Below are 15390 nucleotides of genomic sequence, written 5' to 3' on the forward strand. Positions count from 1 at the left end.
AAGCTGGGACCGCGCTCGCCGAATCGCACACGCGCAGGTCGTTGCGCACGGTGTCGCCGAAGCAGGCCGCCGGACTGGCGCTGTCCGCCTTCGCGGCGATCGATTCGGCGCTGGCGATGATCGCGCCCGATGGCCGGATCCTGATGGCCAATCCGGCCTTTGGTCGGCTGCTCGGCGATATCTCGCCCGGGGATCTGCTGGCGCGCCTGCAGATCGAGTCCTGGCAGAAACTGGAAGGCGGCGAACGCACCGTGCTGTTCCCCAGCGGCCGCAGCTTCCGGATCCGCACCATGGTGCTGCCCGAAGGCTATTTCGTCTGCGCCGGGGACATCACCGATCAGCTCGCTCAGGATGCGCGCGACGCGCGGCTGGCGCGAACCGACCGGCTGACCGAGCTCGGCAACCGGCGATTGCTGCGCGAGCGGCTGCAGGATCTGCTCGACAGCTCGCCCGCGGTGCGTGGCGACTGCGCCCTGCTGACCGTCGACCTCGACCGTTTCAGGGCGGTCAACGATGCGCTCGGCCGCAACATCGGCGACGCCCTGCTCTGTCTGGTGTCGAAGCGGATCCGCTCCGCCGTGTCCGACGTCGACATCGTGACGCGGCTGTACGGCGATCAGTTCGGCATCATTCAGTTCGGACGTGCGCAACCCGATTCCGCGATCATCCTGGCCAAGCGCCTGTGCGACCTGCTGAGCCGCCCGTATATGCTGGAAGGGCAGTTGATCGACATCACGGCCCGGGTCGGCATCGCGCCGCTGGCGCTGGATGCCGCCGATGTCGACCAGGTCATGAAGAACGCCGACCTCGCCCTGAACCGCACCCGGCAGGACCGCTTGACGGACTATTGCGTGTTCGAATCCGGGATGGACGAGACCGTGAAGGCGCGGCGCGCGCTCGAGACCGATCTGCGCCGGGCGCTGGCGTTGCGCGAATTCTCGCTGGTCTATCAGCCGCAATTCGATCTGCAGACCAGGCGCGTGACCGGCTTCGAAGCGCTGCTGCGCTGGAATTCCCCGACCCGCGGGACGGTGTCGCCGCTCGACTTCATTCCGCTCGCGGAAGAGACCGGCATCATCAATCCGATCGGCGAATGGGTGCTGCGGACCGCCTGCCGCGATGCCGCCAATTGGCCGGACGACATCACCGTCGCGGTCAACATCTCGGCCGTGCAATTCACCCACCGCACGCTCGCCACGACCGTATTGTCGGCGCTGGCGGACAGCGATCTCGATCCGAGGCGGCTGGAGCTCGAAATCACCGAAAGCGTCATGCTGGACGCGCGCGGCACCGCGCTCGGCGTGCTGCAGCAGTTGCGCGGGACCGGCATTCGCGTCTCGCTCGACGATTTCGGCACCGGCTACTCGTCGCTGGGCTATCTGCGCAGCTTCCCGTTCGACAAGATCAAGATCGACCAGTGCTTCGTCCGCGGCACCGCCGAAGACCCCAGCAACCGCGCGATCGTGCGCGCGATCGCCTCGCTCGGCCAGAACCTCGGCATGGCGACCGTCGCGGAGGGCGTCGAGACCGCCGAGCACATGGAGCGCGTCGCCGCCGACGGCTGTACGCATGTGCAAGGCTATCTGATCAGCCGGCCGATTCCGCCCGAACAGGTCGACGACTTCCTCGCCGCCAAGGGCGACGAAGAAGAAGTCTGCCGTGACGATCCGTTCCGAGCCGCCTGAATGCCGGATCGGCACTATCGCTGCGTCTACTGGAGCAGACAACGGACGGAGGGCGGGCCGGGCCAGGCCGCGGCCGAGGTCGAATCCATCCTGGCCGCGGCGCGCCACAACAACCCGCGGCTCGGCATCACCGGCGCGCTGGCGATCGGTCGCGGCGTCTTCGCCCAATTGCTGGAGGGTCCGCGCCACGCCGTCGAAATGGTGTTCGAGAAGATTCAGCGCGACGAGCGGCACGGCGACGTCCAGGTGCTGGCGTTCGGCCCGGTGGCCGAGCGAGCCTTCCCGCACTGGCCGATGGCCCGGCTCGATTGCTCCAACGAAGACAGTGTCCGGCTCGTCGCTTTCGACGACGACGACGCGCGCACGTCGCATCCCGAAGCCCGCCGCCTGCTCGACATCGTCCGCTCGCTGGCGACCGAGTAGTCGTTTCGCCGCGACCGCTAACCGGCCTCAGATCGCGCTGGCGGCGATGTTGACCATCAGCGCCACCAGCGCGGTGTTGAACACGAACGACGCCACGCCATGCGCGGTCGCGGTGCGGCGGATGTCCCTGTCGGTGATGCCGACATCGGACACCTGCGCGGTCATGCCGATCACGAACGAGAAGTACACGAAGTCCCAATAATCGGGCTCGAAGGGCGCGCCGCTTCCCGGAAACGCCAGCCCTCCGGCCTTGCCGCCGCGATAATATTCATGCGCGTAGTGCAGCGCGAAAGTGGTGTGCACCATCGCCCAGGACAGCGCGATCGTCACGATGGCGAGCGCAAGCTCCGCCGCGCCGCGATGCCCGGCGCCGAGCTCGCTGACGATCGCCGCGATGCTGGCGAAGGCGCCGAGCGCGGTCATCATCAGGATCAGGAAACGGCCGTCGTCCTGCAGCACGGCGTTGCGGCGGATATAGTCGACGCCGCAGCGGACCATCATGGCGAAGGCGAGCGCCAGATAGACGACGATCGAGACGTCCCAGCCGATCAGCGCCCGCGTCACCGGCCGCAGCGTCGCGGGCAGCAGCAGAAACGCGACGCCACCGACCGCGATCGAGATGAACAGCCGCGGCCGGGAAACCACCACCCGGACCGCGCGCGGTAGTCTTCTGAAGCGCAGGAGGTGCGGATCCTCGGGCGCTTCGCCGCTCATCCGCGGATCAGTTCTTCCGTTCGGCGACGAACCGGGCGGCGGCGCGCAGCACATCGCCCCTGGGGCCGAACGGCGCCAGCGCCTCGTCGGCCCGCGCGATCAGATCGCGCACCCGCTGCTTGGCGCCGTCGACGCCGAGCTGGGTGACGAAGGTGGTCTTGCCCAGCGCCGCGTCGGCGCCGGCCGGCTTGCCGAGAGCTGCGGCGTCGCCCTCGACGTCGAGCAGATCGTCGGCGATCTGGAACGCCTCGCCGAGCGCGCGGCCATAATCGTCGAGCGCGCGATAATGCTCCGGCGGCGCCTCGCCGAGAATCGCGCCGGCGACGCAGCCGTAGCGCAGCAGCGCCCCGGTCTTCATCTGCTGCAGCCTCGCCACGTCGACCGGCTCGCGGTCGCCGAACCGGCCCTCGCCGGCGAGGTCGAGCATCTGGCCGCCGACCATGCCGCCGAGCCCGGCGCAACGCGCCAGCACCCGGTTGAGATCGAGCCGCACCTGAGGATCGCGATGCACCTCGTCGCGGGTGATGATGTCGAAGGCCAGCGTCAGCAACGCGTCGCCGGCCAGAATCGCGGTGGCGTCGTCATAGGCCTTGTGCAGCGTCGGGCGGCCGCGGCGCAGATCGCTGTTGTCCATCGCCGGCAGATCGTCGTGGATCAGCGAATAGCAATGGATGCACTCCAGGGCCGCGCCGACCAGCAGCGCCGAGGCGCGATCGACGCCGAACACCGCCGCGCTTTCCACCGCCAGAAACGGCCGCAGCCGCTTGCCGCCGCCGAGCGTCGAGTAGCGGATCGCCTCCATCAGCCGGCGGGGACGGGCGATCTCGTCCGCCAGCAATTCGTCGGACAACAGCCGTCCGAGCAGGGATTCGGTATCCTCGGCGGTCGAGTCGAGCCGTTTGGCAAAGTCGATTGTGGAAGTGCCGGTGGCCATTCGGAAGTGCTCCAGATAAAATTCGGCCGGACCATTCATCATGGCACCGGCTTCGTCAATTCGGCGCTCGACGTGGCGGTACATCAGGGGGCGCAAATGATGCCGGCCAATCCGATCCTCGACGTCGAGGGCCGTCCGACCCGCACCGGGGCGGCATGAGACGGCCGATCCGCGCCGCCCTCCTGACGCTGCTGGTGCTGCTCGCGGCGCCCTACGTTCTCACCCCGTTTTACGGCGCTGGCCATCCGGTTTCGACGCTGATGATATGGCGCTGGCTGACCGGATCGACGGTGACCCGGGAGTGGGTGGACATCGAACGGATTTCGCCGGCCTTGCCGCGCACCGTGGTCGCCTCCGAGGACGCCAAATTCTGCAGCCATCGCGGCATCGATTGGGACTCGGTGCGTGACGTGCTCGACGATCTGCAGGACGGCGGCGAGGCCACCCGCGGCGGCTCCACCATCACCCAGCAGGTCGCCAAGAACCTGTTCCTGTGGCCGGGCCGCAGCGTCGTGCGCAAGGCGCTGGAATTCCCGCTGGCGATGTGGATCGACCTGGTGCTGTCGAAGCAGCGGATTCTCGAACTCTACCTCAACATCGCCGAATGGGGCCCGGACGGGCAGTTCGGCGCCGAAGCCGGGGCGGCCTATGCGTTCGGCCGCCCGGCCAGCCAGCTCACGCAGAAGGAGGCCGCGCTGATGGCCTCGATCCTGCCCAATCCGCGCATCCGCAGCGCGAAGAAGCCGGGACCGGGCGTGCGCCGGCTGGCCGTGACCTATGTGGCGCGGGCGAGATCCGCCGAATTGCAGCAATGCTGGCGCGAAAATAGCGGATCCTGAGGCGATTTAGACCGCTCCGCGCTCTAGCATTGCGGCCGGCCTTCCGTTATAAGCCCGGCCTAGCTTTACGCCTGCGCGCGAGTGCCGGGCCGTCCCGCCGTGGACGACGAGATCAATCCCGTCAAGGATCACTGAAATGGCCGTTCCGAGAAGAAAAACTTCGCCCTCGCGGCGTGGCATGCGCCGGTCGGCGGACGCGCTGAAGCGCCCGACCTACGCGGAAGACAAGGATTCCGGCGAACTGCGCCGCCCGCATCATCTCGACCTCAAGACCGGGATGTACAAGGGTCGCCAGGTGATCAAGAAGAAGGACGCCTGAGCCCGGCTCAGGCGCTCCCGGCGCGGCCTGGCCGCGCCGCTTTGCGGGCTTGCAAGCCTGGCGGGCGATACCAGTGACGTCGCTGATCCGCGACGTCGGGGCTGGGATATGATCCGGCGGCGGCGCCCGACGCCCGAATTCGTTCCAACTGTTGCGTTAGAGAGTATCCGCCGGGCGCCCGGACGGTCGCCCGTTGACTTGTGGTCTTTCTGAACAACAGGCTTTTGCCGATGTCGATTATCGGTTTCCCGCTGCTGCTGATCCCGATCGCGATCTGCAACATCGTCGTCTTCCTGATGCCGGGTGTCGGTTTCGACGCGGTCTTCAGCCGGATCCCCCTGCCTTCGGGCGCAGTCTGGACCCTCACCGCCGGTGACATCCTGGTGGCATTCGGCGTCCTGATGCTGTTGTTCGAGGTGATCAAGGCGGGTCGCCCGGGCGCCCGCTATTTCACCGACCATCTGCTGTCGCTGCTGGTGTTGGGCGGCACGGTCGCCGAATTCGTCATGCTGCCGCCGTTCGCCAACGCCACGGTGTTCTTGCTGGCGACGCTGATGCTGGTCGATTTCCTCGCCGGCATCGCGCTGCGCCATCGGTCGACCCGCAAGGCCCGCACCGCTCCGGCGGTCGCACAGGACCCGCCGCAGCAAGCTGCGACCACTCCGTCGTCCACGACTCCCGAACCCAAGACGCCCGAACCCACGACTCCCGAATCCATGGCGCCGGTGGTGGCGTCATCGGCCCCGACCGACGCCTCGACATCGGCGGCCTCGATCGCAGAGGCCGTGCTGCTGGATCGGCCCCAGCCGGTCGCAGCCGCCGCGGCATCGCCGCGGGTGCAGTCGCCCCGTCTGCAGCCGGCCGAAGACGTCGCGGCCGGTCAGCCGCAGCGATGACGGCGATCACATCGGCTCAGGAGAATCGTCGGGTGCGCCCGGACGCGGCATAGGCGTTGGCCGTGCGGTATGCCGCCGTGGCCTGGCCCGGCTCGGCGCGATCCACCGCGCGGGTCTGCGGATAGCCCCGATCGACTGCCATCAATTGCGCGACGAAATTCGACGAGGGGCGGACGGCCTGATCGGTGTAGCGGCTCCGCCGCGGCTGCGGCAGCACCGGAACCGGCATCGGCTCGATCAGCTCCGGCTCGGCGGCGTGGTCCGCTCCGAAGACAATATCGTCATCGCTTCGATCGACCCAAATCTTCGCCATCGTTTCAAGCCTGAACCATTTCGGGACACTTGCCGCGCCTCAAAGGTCACATCGCAAGGAGTATGCCGCTTCGCCTCGTATCGTTCCGAGGTGCCGTTCAAGTAGGTTTCCCGATTGTTAACGATCTCGCCCTAGCTTGAACAAGCTGCAACGCTCTATTCTGTGGTGGAGAATCATCTGATCCCGTCCCGAAACGAGGCAGTTGTGTCGCCAGCCGATTCTGCGCCCGACCAGCCGATCGCGTCGACCGAGTCTCGCGGGCCCGATCCGGCGGAAATCCTGTCCGCGCTCGGACAGGCGGCCTTCGTCTGGGAGCTTGCGACCGACGCCATGGTCTGGACCGGCGCCGCCGCCGACCTGTTTCAAGACATTCCCGCCGAAACGCTGTCGACCGGCACCGCTTTCGCCTCGCTGCTCGAGCCGTCCCGCGCGGTCCGCGCCGACGCGCTGCTCAACGCGGCTGCCGCCGCCGGCCCGAACTGCGTGCCGTACCGGATCGAATACGGCGTCCGCGCCGCGACCTCCGCGCCGATCGTCTGGATCGAGGAAAGCGGCTGCTGGCATGCCGGCGCCGACGGACGACCGGTCCGCGTCGAAGGCGTCGTCCGCATCAACAACGAGCGCCACGCCCGCGACCAGCAGTTGCTGAAGCTGTCGCAGCACGATCCGCTGACCGGCGAACTCAACCGCATCAATCTGGTCGCGGCGCTGGCCGAGGCGATCGAGGAGGCCTCGCGCTTCCGCAACAGCCTCTGCTTCATGCTGATCGGCATCGATCATCTGTCACGGATCAATGATTCGTTCGGCTTCGACGTCGCCGACGAAGTGATCTGCACGATCGCGCAGCGGGTCCGCGCGCGGCTGCGCGCCGGCGACGAGCTCGGCCGGTTCTCCGGCAACAAATTCGGCGTGGTGCTGAAGGCCTGTACCATCGACGATGCGCATGTCGCGGCGGAGCGTTTCCTCGCCGCGATCCGTGACGAGATCGTCCCGACCCGATCGGGCCCAGTGTCGATCACGGCGTCGATCGGCGCGATCAGTTCGCCGCGCCACGCCCGCACCGCCGACGAGGCGATCAACCGCGCCCAGGAGGCGCTGGCCGCCGCCAAGCATCGCCGTTGCGGCGCGTTTTCGATGTGGCGGCCGAATGTCGAGCGCGACGCGCAGCGCCGCGTCAACATCCGGGTCACCGACGAGATCGTCACCGCACTGAACGAACGCCGGATCGTGCTGGCCTACGAGCCGGTGGTCGACGCCGCGACCCGCGCGCCGGCGTTTCACGAATGCCTGGTCCGGATGCGGCAGAACGACGGTCAGGTGCTGCTCGCGCCCGACATCGTGCCTGTCGCAGAACGGCTCGGGCTGATCCGGCTGGTCGATCACCGCGTGCTCGAACTCGTCGTCGCCGAACTCGCCGCCGCGCCGCAGATGACGCTCAGCCTCAACATCTCGCCCGACACCACGATGGACGGCGACTGGTGGGCGGGAATCGAATCGCTGATGCTGGCGCATCCCGGCGTCGCCGAACGGCTGATCGTGGAGATCACCGAGACGGTGGCGATCCAGGACATCGAGGAAGTCCGCGGCTTCGTCACCCGGCTGAAGAAATTCGGCTCGAAGATCGCGATCGACGATTTCGGCGCCGGCTACACCTCGTTCCGCAATCTGCGCAGTCTCGGCGTCGATATCGTGAAGATCGACGGCGCTTTCGTGCAGAACATCGCGCGCTCGGCCGACGACCGCGCCTTCGTCCAGACGCTGATCGATCTGGCGCGACGGCTCGGCATCAAGACGGTGGCGGAATGGGTGCAGGACGAGGAGTCCGCGCTGATGCTGCGCGACTGGGGTTGCGACTACATCCAGGGCCGGCTGATCGGGCTGGCCTCACAGCATCGTCCCTGGGACAGGCCGGCCGCAGCGGAGCCCGCCGCGGCCGGGACCGCATCGTGAACTGATTACTCTTCTTTTTTCGGCTGCTCGAGCGACATCCGGTCGAGCCGCTCCTGCATGTCCTTCATCTGCCGACGCAGGTCGTCGATATTGTCGGCTTCGCGCACCGGCTCGGCGTAGACCGCCTCGGCGTCCGCCTCGTGGCTCGGCTTGCGCGGCACGAACATCGAGAAGGTCTGCTGAAACAGCTCCATGTTGCGGCGGACGGTTTCCTCGAGCGGCGCGAACGGCGTCATGCTCAAGGTCGAGGACATCTGCTTGCGGAATTTTTCCTGCTCGCGGGTGAGCGAGTCGATCGACTGCTCGAGATATTTCGGCACCACCATCTGCATGCTGTCGCCGTAGAAGCGGATCAGCTGGCGCAGGAAGGTGGTCGGCAGCAGGTTCTGCCCGGCCTTGTTCTCCTGTTCGAAGATGATCTGCGCAAGCACCGATCGCGTAATGTCGTCGCCGGTCTTGGCGTCGTAAACGAGGAAGTCCTCGCCGTCCTTCACCATCGTCGCGAGGTCTTCGAGTGTGACGTAAGTACTGGTGCCGGTGTTGTAGAGCCGCCGGTTCGCATATTTTTTGATTGTCGTTGGTTGGTCTGATTTCGCCATGGCACCCACACGCATGGAGGAAAGGAACCCGCCGCTCCCGACAGCGGGGCAGAACGCAATGCAATAAAGTAAGCACTTCCAATCCGGTTCGGCTACCGTTTTGTGCGCCAGGGTTAATCGGCGGGCATTCGGTGCCTTGAATGATGCCGTCGGCGTGACTTTATGGGCAAGATCGACCCGTCCCCGGATTGACACGCCGGGGCGGCATTCTCAGGATGGGGCCGACGCTGGCCGACCCAACCGGCACCCGCCGTCCAAATAAATTCGTTTCAAACAACCCAAGCCCCAGGAGATGTCCATGTCGGACGATGTCGTCATCGTCAGCGCTGCACGCACCGCTGTCGGAAGCTTCAACGGCGCCTTCGCCACCACGCCCGCGCACGAATTGGGCGCCGTCGCCATCAAGGCGGCACTCGAACGCGCCGGTATCGAGCCGGCGCGCGTCTCCGAAGTGATCATGGGGCAGATCCTTACCGCCGCGCAGGGCCAGAACCCCGCCCGTCAGGCATCGATCGCCGCCGGCATTCCGGTCGAGAGCCCGGCCTGGGGCGTCAATCAATTGTGCGGCTCCGGCCTGCGTACCGTCGCGCTCGGCTATCAGGCGCTGCTCAACGGCGATTCCGACATCGTCGTGGCCGGCGGCCAGGAATCGATGAGCATGGCGCCGCATGCCCAGTATCTGCGCGGTGGCGTGAAGATGGGCGCGGTCGAATTCGTCGACACCATGATCAAGGACGGGTTGTGGGACGCCTTCAACGGTTACCACATGGGCAACACCGCCGAGAACGTCGCCAAGCAGTACCAGATCACCCGTCAGCAGCAGGACGAGTTCGCGGTCGCTTCGCAGCAGAAGGCCGAAGCCGCACAGAAGGCCGGCAGGTTCAAGGACGAGATCGTGCCGTTCACGATCAAGACCCGCAAGGGCGACATCGTCGTCGACAGCGACGAGTATCCGCGCCACGGCGCCACCATGGACGCGATGGCGAAGCTGAAGCCGGCATTCGAGAAGGACGGCACCGTCACCGCGGCGAACGCCTCGGGCATCAATGACGGCGCCGCCGCCGTGGTGCTGATGACGGCCAAGCAGGCCGCCAAGGAAGGCAAGACGCCGCTGGCCCGCATCGTGTCGTGGGCGCATGCCGGCGTCGATCCGAAGATCATGGGCACCGGCCCGATCCCGGCGTCGCGCGCGGCGCTGAAAAAGGCCGGCTGGAATATCGGCGATCTCGATCTGATCGAAGCCAACGAAGCATTCGCGGCGCAGGCCTGCGCGGTGAACAAGGATCTCGGCTGGGACGTTTCCAAAGTGAACGTCAATGGCGGCGCGATCGCGATCGGCCATCCGGTCGGCGCATCCGGCGCGCGCGTGCTGGTGACGCTGCTGCACGAGATGCAGAAGCGCGATGCGAAGAAAGGACTCGCGACGCTGTGCATCGGCGGCGGCATGGGCATCGCGATGTGCCTTGCGCGCGATTGACGCAACAAACAGCAGCACGACTCGGCACGATCTTTGCGGAGTTGCGCTGCACCACCGAATGTTCAAACGCCCGGCAGATTGCCGGGCGTTTTTGCTTGATGTTCGGATCGCCGGCGGATTTTATTTGGGACGACACAATCGAATTCTAGAAAAGTATGTCTGCGGGAGGAATTTCAAAAATGGCGCGTGTGGCGTTGGTGACTGGGGGGACGCGCGGAATCGGTGCGGCGATCAGCAAGGCGTTGAAGGCGGCTGGCTATGCGGTCGCGGCGTCCTATGCGGGCAATGATTCGGCGGCGGAGAAGTTCAAGAACGAGACGGGTATCCCGGTATACAAGTGGGACGTGAGTTCGTTCGATGCGTGCGCGGCGGGCGTCAAACAGGTCGAGGCCGATCTCGGGCCGGTCGACGTTCTCGTCAACAATGCCGGCATCACCCGCGACGGCGCGTTTCACAAGATGACGCTCGAGCAATGGAATGCGGTGATCAACACCAATCTCGGTTCGCTGTTCAACATGACGCGGCAGGTGATCGAGGGGATGCGCGCGCGCAAGTTCGGCCGCATCGTCAACATCTCGTCGATCAACGGCCAGAAGGGCCAGTTCGGCCAGGTCAATTACTCCGCCGCGAAGGCCGGCGACATCGGCTTCACCAAGGCGCTGGCGCTGGAGAACGCGCGCGGTGGCATCACCGTCAACGTGATCTGCCCGGGCTACATCAACACCGAGATGGTGCAGGCGGTGCCGAAAGACGTGCTCGACAAGGCGATCCTGCCGCTGATCCCGTGCAACCGGCTCGGCGAGGCCGAGGAGATCGCGCGCGCCGTGGTGTTTCTCGCCGGCGACGAGTCCGGCTACATCACCGGCTCGACGCTGTCGATCAATGGCGGCCAGTTGATGACGTGAGCCTCGAACTGCGAATCCTGGAAAAAACAGAATCGTCATGCCCGGGCTCGTCCCGGGTATCCACGTCTTACGACGGCCGGCGCCAAGAGACGTGGATGGCCGGGTCAAGCCCGGCCATGACGCGGGGAGACGTCATCGGCTGGATCGAGCAGACGCCTGCGTTTATCGCGCGATGACACCAAGAGCCGCCACGCTGATCGGACTGTCCGCGATCCTGATGTGGTCGCTGCTCGCGGTGCTGACGGTTTCGACCGGATCGATCCCGCCGTTTCAACTCGCCGCCATGACCTTCGTGATCGGCGCGATCGCCGCGGCGTCCGGATGGATCGTGCGGCCGGGCGCAATCGGCGCCTTGCGGCAGCCGCCGCTGGTCTGGGCGGTCGGCGTCGGCGGGCTGTTCGGCTATCACGCGCTGTATTTCCTGGCGCTGCGGCTGGCGCCGCCGGCCGAGGCCGGGCTCTTGAATTATCTGTGGCCGCTGCTGATCGTGCTGTTCTCGGGACTGCTGCCGGGCGAAGGCCTGAAGGCGCACCACATCGCCGGCGCGCTGCTCGGCCTGGCCGGCACGGCGCTGTTGTTCACCGGCAATGGCGCGGCGCTCGATCCGGCCAACTGGGCCGGGCTGGCGGCGGCGTTCGTCGCCGCCTTCGTGTGGGCGGCCTATTCGGTGCTGTCACGGCGGCTGAAGGCCGTGCCGACCGATGCGGTCGCCGGCTTCTGCTTCGTCACCGCGCTGCTCGCGGCTCTGGTCCACGGCCTGATCGAATCCACGATGTGGCCGCAGGGCGCAACGCAATGGCTCGCGATCGTCGCGCTCGGCATCGGCCCGGTCGGGGCGGCGTTCTACGCCTGGGACATCGGCATGAAGCGCGGCGACATCCGCGTGCTGGGGGCGGCGTCCTACGCGACGCCGCTGCTGTCGACCGGCTTCCTGATCCTCGCCGGCTACGCGCGGCCGACGGCCACGCTGGCGTTCGCGGCGCTGTTGATCGCCGGCGGCGGATTGCTGGCCGCGAAGGACATGCTGCTCGGGCGCAAGTAATTACTGCTCCAGCACCATCTGCCCGTTGGCGTATTCGAAGCGCTTCAGCTTCGACAGGAACGACAGGCCGAGCAGATTTTCCGAAAGCGCCTCGTCCGGCAGCACCATGGCGTCGACGTCGCGCACAATGAGCCCGCCGATGTCGAGCATCGCGATCCGCGTCCGCGCCGCCTTCACGGTGCCGTTGGCGGTGGAAACCTTGGCGGTGTACTCCGCCGGCCGCGGCCGCAGGCCGAAGCGCGCCGCCGAGGTCTCGTTGAGTGCGACCACCGAGGCGCCGGTGTCGACCATGAAGGCGAGGCGCTGGCCGTCGATCCGGCCGTCGGTCTGGAAATGCCCGCGCGCATCGCGCGGAATCGCCACGCTGCGCCCGCCCGCATGCGACGACATCCCGATCGTGGCCTTGCTGGCGACGCTGGCCTGCGCCGGCGCCGGCATCATCCGGTCGGCGATCTGGGCCATCACCGTGCCGAGAACCACCAGGACCGCTGCGAAAATCATGATGTTACGCATGACGCCTACCCACAAGAACAACAGCCGCGCGATTGGATCACGCGCGCGCAGGCGCTGCGACCGATGCGGCCCGCGCGCCCCGCTATTTTGCCCAAAAGGGTGAGTGAAGACTTAAAGCCGGGTGCGGAACTTCGGGCTCCGCGTATTCAGGTGCCCTTCGGCTTGACACGGCGGGTCGGCGGCGCGCTCGCCGGATCTTCCGGCCAGGGGTGGCGCGGATAGCGGCCGCGCAGATCGGCGCGCACGGCGGCATAGGAGCCGCGCCAAAATCCGGGCAGGTCGCGCGTCACCTGCACCGGGCGTTGCGCCGGCGACAGCAGTTCCAGCACCAGCGGCACCTTGCCGCCCGCCACCGAGGGATGCGTGGTGAGTCCGAACAATTCCTGCAGCCGCACCGCGATGGTCGGGCCCTGTTCGGCGTCGTAGTCGATCGGCAGGCGGGTGCCGGTCGGCGCCTCGAAATGGGTCGGCGCCTCGCGCTCGAGCCGCGCGCGCAGCTCCCACGGCAGCAGATTCATCAACGCATCGGACAGATCGCCGGCGGAAAAATCCTTCAATCCGGTCTTGTCGAACAGCGCCGGCATCAGCCACTGCTCGCGCTGCTCGGCGAGCGCGGCTTCCGAGAGGTCCGGCCAGACATCGCCTTCGGCCTTGCGCAGAAACATCACCCGGCCGCGCCATTGTGCGAGCGGCTTCGACCATGGCAGCCGCTCCAGCCCGGCCGCGACCAGCCCGTCGGCCAGCACCCGCGCGGTCTCGGCCGAGGGCGTCAGCGCCCGCGGCGCCTCCGACAGCGTGATCGCATGCAGCGCGCGTCGCCGCCGCGCCCGCAGCGCCATCGCGGCGCGATCGAACGAGACCTCGTCGGCGTCGGTGATCTGGTCGGCGAAATGCTGCTCGATCTCGGCCAGCGTGAGCGGCGCCGCCAGCAGAATCCGCCCCTGCGCCGCCGTCCCGGTCAATTCCGCCACCGCCAGATACGGCGCCCGCGCCAGCGCCGAAGTCTGCTCGATCGTCGCGCCGCGGCCATTGGCGAGCACGAACGAGCCATTGCCGCGATTCTTGGCGACGCGATCCGGGAAGGCGAAGGCGAGCAGGACGCCTGTCGACAAAGACTGATCGCCATCTGCCTGTTGGGCACTTCGCCGCCCCGACCCTCGGCGCGACTCCCCTCCCCCTTGCGGGGAGGGGTCGGGGGTGGGGGTGCCCCGAACCGCAGCCGTGCCCGTTGACCCCCCACCCCGACCCTCCCCCGCAAGGGGGGAGGGAGAAGAGGACGCCGTGCCCGCCTGCCCCGCCCACCTTTGCGCCATCTGCCGAGCACTGCTCGCGCGCTGCGAGCGGTCGCGGCGGAACTGGTCGCGGCGATGGTCGAGATCGACGCTGTCGCCGCCGAGGCCGCGCTCGGTGAGGATGGCGGCGATCTCGGCGGCCTCCTCGCCGTGATCGAGCCGCGCCGCATCGACGATCATCCGCGCCAGCCGCGGCGGCAGCGCCATCGCGCGCAACGACCGGCCTTCATCTGTGATCCGGCCGTCGGCGTCGAGCGCGCCGAGTTCGCGCAGCAGTTCGCGCGCTTCCTTCAGCGCCGGCCCCGGCGGCGGATCGAGGAACGCCAGCGTCGCCGGATCAGCCACGCCCCATTGCGCCAGATCGAGCAGCAGCGAGGTGAGATCGGCGCTGAGGATCTCCGGCTGGGTATAGGCCGGCAATGAGGCGGTCTGCGGCTCGTCCCACAGCCGGTAGCACACGCCCGGCTCGATGCGGCCGGCGCGGCCGCGGCGCTGATCGACCGCGGCGCGCGAGGCCCGCACGGTCTCGAGCCGCGTCAGCCCGATATCCGGCTCGTAGCGCGGCACCCGCGACAGCCCGCAATCGACCACGATGCGGACGCCCTCGATGGTCAGCGAGGTCTCGGCGATCGACGTCGCCAGCACCACCTTGCGCTGGCCTTTGGGGGCCGGCTGGATGGCACGGTCCTGCACCGCCGCATCGAGCGCGCCGAACAGCGGCACGATCTCGATCGACGCGTCCTGCACGCGCTCGCGCAGCATCGTCTCGGTACGGCGGATCTCGGCCGCGCCCGGCAGGAACGCCAGCACCGAGCCGGCGTCGCTGCGCAGCGCCGACGCGATCGCCTCGGCCATCTGCCGCTCCATCGGCGCGTCGGAACGCCGGCCGAGATAGCGGGTCTCGACCGGAAACGCTCGGCCGAGGCTTTCGACCACCGGCGCGTCGCCGAGCAGCTTGCCCACCCGCGCGCCGTCGATCGTCGCCGACATCACCAGGATGCGCAGATCCTCGCGCAGCCCCTGCTGGGCGTCGCGCGCCAGCGCCAGACCGAGATCGGCGTCGAGTGAGCGCTCGTGAAATTCGTCGAACAGCACCGCGCCGACGCCGGCAAGTTCCGGATCATCCAGGATCTGCCGGGTGAAGATGCCCTCGGTGACGACTTCGATCCGGGTGGCGCGCGAGATTTTGGTGCCGAACCGGACCCGATAGCCGACGGTCTCGCCGGCGCGCTCGCCCAGCGTCTTGGCCATCCGCTCGGCGCTGGCGCGGGCCGCGATCCGGCGCGGCTCCAGCACGATGATCTTCTGGCCCTTCAGCCACGGCGCATCGAGCAGCGCCAGCGGCACCCGCGTGGTCTTGCCGGCGCCGGGCGGCGCCACCAGCACGGCGGTGCTGTTGCCGCCCAGCGCGGCGGCGAGATCGTCCAGCGCGTCGTCGATGGGAAGAGGCGTATCGAAGGAACGGGGCAAGGGCAGCTCGAGGGGTGAT

15 protein-coding genes are annotated in these 15390 nt (G+C 67.6%); 9 read left to right on the forward strand and 6 right to left on the reverse strand.

Annotated features, from left to right (window positions below; all coding sequences use genetic code 11):
* Positions 1–50 precede the first annotated feature (50 nt).
* Together SR870_RS17775 and SR870_RS17780 are read left to right on the forward strand one after the other, a co-directional pair.
* Positions 51–1685, forward strand: a complete 1635-nt coding sequence (locus SR870_RS17775; protein ID WP_322518298.1) for a GGDEF domain-containing protein — start codon at positions 51–53, stop codon at positions 1683–1685.
* Positions 1686–2108 (forward strand): BLUF domain-containing protein, encoded by a 423-nt coding sequence (locus SR870_RS17780; RefSeq protein WP_322514859.1) that lies wholly within the window; start codon positions 1686–1688, stop codon positions 2106–2108.
* A gap of 27 nt (positions 2109–2135) precedes the next feature.
* On the opposite strand, the gene SR870_RS17785 is transcribed toward SR870_RS17780, so the two are convergent.
* Positions 2136–2822, reverse strand: coding sequence for a DUF1345 domain-containing protein (locus tag SR870_RS17785; protein WP_322514860.1), 687 nt, complete (start codon positions 2820–2822; stop codon positions 2136–2138).
* A gap of 7 nt (positions 2823–2829) precedes the next feature.
* Complete coding sequence (locus SR870_RS17790; protein ID WP_322514861.1) at positions 2830–3756, reverse strand: farnesyl diphosphate synthase; 927 nt, start codon at positions 3754–3756, stop codon at positions 2830–2832.
* Between the two features lie 155 nt (positions 3757–3911).
* Here SR870_RS17790 and mtgA point away from each other — a divergent pair, with 155 nt between their 5' ends.
* The 3 genes from mtgA to SR870_RS17805 all read left to right on the forward strand — a co-directional run bounded on the left by mtgA (position 3912) and on the right by SR870_RS17805 (position 5810).
* Positions 3912–4595, forward strand: coding sequence for a monofunctional biosynthetic peptidoglycan transglycosylase (mtgA, locus tag SR870_RS17795; protein ID WP_322514862.1), 684 nt, complete (start codon positions 3912–3914; stop codon positions 4593–4595).
* A gap of 136 nt (positions 4596–4731) precedes the next feature.
* A complete protein-coding gene (gene rpmF / locus SR870_RS17800; RefSeq protein ID WP_011439415.1) occupies positions 4732–4914 on the forward strand; it encodes a 50S ribosomal protein L32 in 183 nt (60 codons plus the stop codon).
* A 230-nt stretch (positions 4915–5144) separates the two neighbouring features.
* Positions 5145–5810: a hypothetical protein gene (locus tag SR870_RS17805; protein ID WP_322514863.1), complete on the forward strand. Its 666-nt coding sequence runs from the start codon at positions 5145–5147 to the stop codon at positions 5808–5810.
* A 16-nt stretch (positions 5811–5826) separates the two neighbouring features.
* Here SR870_RS17805 and SR870_RS17810 read toward each other — a convergent pair whose 3' ends face one another.
* On the reverse strand, positions 5827–6123 hold the full coding sequence (locus tag SR870_RS17810) for a hypothetical protein (protein ID WP_322514864.1): 297 nt from the start codon (positions 6121–6123) through the stop codon (positions 5827–5829).
* Positions 6124–6327: 204 nt separating this feature from the next.
* Between SR870_RS17810 and SR870_RS17815 the strand changes: the two genes are divergently transcribed.
* Positions 6328–8073: a putative bifunctional diguanylate cyclase/phosphodiesterase gene (locus tag SR870_RS17815; RefSeq protein WP_416221092.1), complete on the forward strand. Its 1746-nt coding sequence runs from the start codon at positions 6328–6330 to the stop codon at positions 8071–8073.
* A 5-nt stretch (positions 8074–8078) separates the two neighbouring features.
* Here SR870_RS17815 and phaR read toward each other — a convergent pair whose 3' ends face one another.
* Positions 8079–8672: a polyhydroxyalkanoate synthesis repressor PhaR gene (gene phaR, locus SR870_RS17820; protein WP_322514865.1), complete on the reverse strand. Its 594-nt coding sequence runs from the start codon at positions 8670–8672 to the stop codon at positions 8079–8081.
* Positions 8673–8970: 298 nt separating this feature from the next.
* Here phaR and SR870_RS17825 point away from each other — a divergent pair, with 298 nt between their 5' ends.
* The 3 genes from SR870_RS17825 (at position 8971) to SR870_RS17835 (ending at position 12096) form a co-directional block, all read left to right on the forward strand.
* Positions 8971–10149, forward strand: coding sequence for an acetyl-CoA C-acetyltransferase (locus tag SR870_RS17825; protein WP_322514866.1), 1179 nt, complete (start codon positions 8971–8973; stop codon positions 10147–10149).
* A gap of 179 nt (positions 10150–10328) precedes the next feature.
* Positions 10329–11054 (forward strand): acetoacetyl-CoA reductase, encoded by a 726-nt coding sequence (gene phbB, locus SR870_RS17830; protein ID WP_322514867.1) that lies wholly within the window; start codon positions 10329–10331, stop codon positions 11052–11054.
* A gap of 172 nt (positions 11055–11226) precedes the next feature.
* Positions 11227–12096 (forward strand): DMT family transporter, encoded by an 870-nt coding sequence (locus tag SR870_RS17835; protein WP_322514868.1) that lies wholly within the window; start codon positions 11227–11229, stop codon positions 12094–12096.
* Here the strand turns inward: SR870_RS17835 and SR870_RS17840 are convergent, their stop codons facing one another.
* Together SR870_RS17840 and hrpB are read right to left on the reverse strand one after the other, a co-directional pair.
* Entirely contained in the window at positions 12097–12609 is a 513-nt protein-coding gene (locus SR870_RS17840) for a TIGR02281 family clan AA aspartic protease (RefSeq protein WP_322514869.1), read from the reverse strand. It abuts the gene before it with no gap.
* 146 nt (positions 12610–12755) lie between these two features.
* On the reverse strand, positions 12756–15371 hold the full coding sequence (gene hrpB / locus SR870_RS17845; protein WP_322514870.1) for an ATP-dependent helicase HrpB: 2616 nt from the start codon (positions 15369–15371) through the stop codon (positions 12756–12758).
* Positions 15372–15390 lie beyond the last annotated feature (19 nt).

The sequence above is a fragment of the Rhodopseudomonas palustris genome, assembly GCF_034479375.1.
Taxonomy (GTDB): Bacteria; Pseudomonadota; Alphaproteobacteria; order Rhizobiales; family Xanthobacteraceae; genus Rhodopseudomonas; species Rhodopseudomonas palustris_M.

What these genes read in the sequence shown, in the direction of transcription:
- phaR (WP_322514865.1), bottom strand. Translation starts at nt 8,672, where the DNA reads ATGGCGAAATCAGACCAACCAACGACAATCAAAAAATATGCGAACCGG.
- mtgA (WP_322514862.1), top strand. Translation starts at nt 3,912, where the DNA reads ATGAGACGGCCGATCCGCGCCGCCCTCCTGACGCTGCTGGTGCTGCTC.
- SR870_RS17790 (WP_322514861.1), bottom strand. Translation starts at nt 3,756, where the DNA reads ATGGCCACCGGCACTTCCACAATCGACTTTGCCAAACGGCTCGACTCG.
- SR870_RS17805 (WP_322514863.1), top strand. Translation starts at nt 5,145, where the DNA reads ATGTCGATTATCGGTTTCCCGCTGCTGCTGATCCCGATCGCGATCTGC.
- SR870_RS17835 (WP_322514868.1), top strand. Translation starts at nt 11,227, where the DNA reads ATGACACCAAGAGCCGCCACGCTGATCGGACTGTCCGCGATCCTGATG.
- SR870_RS17810 (WP_322514864.1), bottom strand. Translation starts at nt 6,123, where the DNA reads ATGGCGAAGATTTGGGTCGATCGAAGCGATGACGATATTGTCTTCGGA.
- phbB (WP_322514867.1), top strand. Translation starts at nt 10,329, where the DNA reads ATGGCGCGTGTGGCGTTGGTGACTGGGGGGACGCGCGGAATCGGTGCG.
- SR870_RS17780 (WP_322514859.1), top strand. Translation starts at nt 1,686, where the DNA reads ATGCCGGATCGGCACTATCGCTGCGTCTACTGGAGCAGACAACGGACG.
- SR870_RS17785 (WP_322514860.1), bottom strand. Translation starts at nt 2,822, where the DNA reads ATGAGCGGCGAAGCGCCCGAGGATCCGCACCTCCTGCGCTTCAGAAGA.
- SR870_RS17840 (WP_322514869.1), bottom strand. Translation starts at nt 12,609, where the DNA reads ATGCGTAACATCATGATTTTCGCAGCGGTCCTGGTGGTTCTCGGCACG.
- rpmF (WP_011439415.1), top strand. Translation starts at nt 4,732, where the DNA reads ATGGCCGTTCCGAGAAGAAAAACTTCGCCCTCGCGGCGTGGCATGCGC.
- SR870_RS17825 (WP_322514866.1), top strand. Translation starts at nt 8,971, where the DNA reads ATGTCGGACGATGTCGTCATCGTCAGCGCTGCACGCACCGCTGTCGGA.